Raw genomic sequence first — 1571 nt, 5'->3', positions numbered from 1 at the left:
TTACACAAGTTAATGGTCATGGTTTGGGTGATGCAGAGCATCCAACCTGTGCAGGAATGAGCATTGCTGAACTGCAGAAGATGGATTTAAGTCGTGTTGATTTTGTGACACCCATCTATCCTTTTGGCCACGGGACACCCAATAAAGCGGCAGGGATTGCAGGCGATCTAAAGATTAAGTCTCAAGATCCTCAACAATCCATTGATGAAGTTTTGAGAAGAATGCAAAAAAAGGCAGGTGAATTATGAGTCGCCTGTTGATTCTGATGGTATGGGGACTGTTCGTGACATCGCTTCATGCGGACATTGTGCAGGAGCATGCAAAAGGCTTTCATTGGTATAGCGTTGAAGAGGCGCCCAAACCGATTAAAAAAACACTGCAGCCACGACCTGCTCCTGTGGTGAAATCCCCGTATGAGCGTTTAATGGATAAGCGCAAGGAAACTCTGAATAAATTGGCAGAGGCTCTGATTGCGCCATCATTTAATGCAACGCACGAGTATATGAAAGCGCAAATGGATTATTCAAAAAATAATCAGCAATTTGTACGCTATTGGCAACAAGTTTTATTGGTCCACCCTGAGCTGGATAGCACGCTTAATTTTCCAACCGATAACTCAGCGATTGCGGTACGCAATGATGCACAAAAAGTATTAATCAACAAAGTCATTCATGAAAGCAGTGCACGTTATGGCTTTATCTTATTTTATCGGGGCACGAGCTCCATTTCACAAAAAATGGTCATGCATTTACTGCCCTTTATTAAAGAATATGGCTTTTCCATGATTTCAGTCAGTACGGATGGCCAACTCATTGATGGGCTTCCTAATCCTAAATCAATTCCCCTGGAAACGGTTCAAAAACAAGTAGCACTTGAAGCGAAGTACATGCCTGCTCTTTATTTCGTGGATTTAAACAGTCAAAAAATGTCGCCAGTGTCTTATGGGTTTTTATCTTTAGAAGAGCTCAAGCAGCGCATTTTTGATGTGATGACGCAGTTTAAACGGTTTAGTTATGAAGGAGTGAATGAATGAAAAAAAGGTTCTTTTTAATCGTACTATTCCTTCTTAGTACGCACTCTTTTGCAAATGTGGCATTGGATGAATTAACCCAACTACTAAATAAAAAACAAGAGCAACAGGAAATGGCGCGCACCAAGAATAAAAGAATCAGTGCGTTGTCGGAACACCATTACTTTATTTTTATATACCGTTCCACCTGCCCTCATTGTCATCAATTTGCGCCCATACTTCGTGATTTTGCATCCAGTTTTCATATCCCTGTAGAGGCTTACAGTTTGGATGGCGAGTCTTTAGATGGATTTGATTCAGCCAATTTAACGCCTGAGTTGTTTCAAACCTTATATGTGTCTGGCGAATACAAGCCTGTAGTGCCTGCCCTGTATCTTGTGAATCGTCCTACGAATCAAGCGTATGCCGTGTTGTTTGGTGAGGCAGAGCCTGTACAACTTGCAAACCGCGTGGATGAACTCATGACGCATTTGGAGGAAAAATTTCATGATGAATAGATTCACAACTTTGCGAGATGACTATGTTTAAAAAAACCGTTGCA

General features: G+C 41.6%; 2 protein-coding genes and 1 pseudogene. All 3 read left to right on the top strand.

Annotation, left to right across the window (positions count from 1 at the left end):
* Positions 1-248: pseudogene (locus A8O27_RS18930) on the top strand (type-F conjugative transfer system mating-pair stabilization protein TraN); the annotation flags it as partial.
* Complete coding sequence (traF, locus tag A8O27_RS17995) at positions 245-1033, top strand: type-F conjugative transfer system pilin assembly protein TraF (protein ID WP_064115162.1); 789 nt, start codon at positions 245-247, stop codon at positions 1031-1033. The pseudogene A8O27_RS18930 and the gene traF, both read left to right, overlap by 4 nt.
* Positions 1030-1527 (top strand): type-F conjugative transfer system pilin assembly thiol-disulfide isomerase TrbB, encoded by a 498-nt coding sequence (gene trbB, locus A8O27_RS17990; RefSeq protein WP_064115161.1) that lies wholly within the window; start codon positions 1030-1032, stop codon positions 1525-1527. The genes traF and trbB overlap by 4 nt, the downstream gene beginning before the upstream one ends.
* Positions 1528-1571 lie beyond the last annotated feature (44 nt).

This window comes from Legionella bozemanae (assembly GCF_001648595.1).
GTDB classification, from domain to species: domain Bacteria; phylum Pseudomonadota; class Gammaproteobacteria; order Legionellales; family Legionellaceae; genus Legionella; species Legionella bozemanae.
This window is presented reverse-complemented; position numbering and strand designations above follow the sequence as displayed.

Bases quoted from the DNA above. Each gene is read 5' to 3' on its own strand.
- traF (WP_064115162.1), top strand. From the start codon at position 245: ATGAGTCGCCTGTTGATTCTGATGGTATGGGGACTGTTCGTGACATCG.
- trbB (WP_064115161.1), top strand. From the start codon at position 1,030: ATGAAAAAAAGGTTCTTTTTAATCGTACTATTCCTTCTTAGTACGCAC.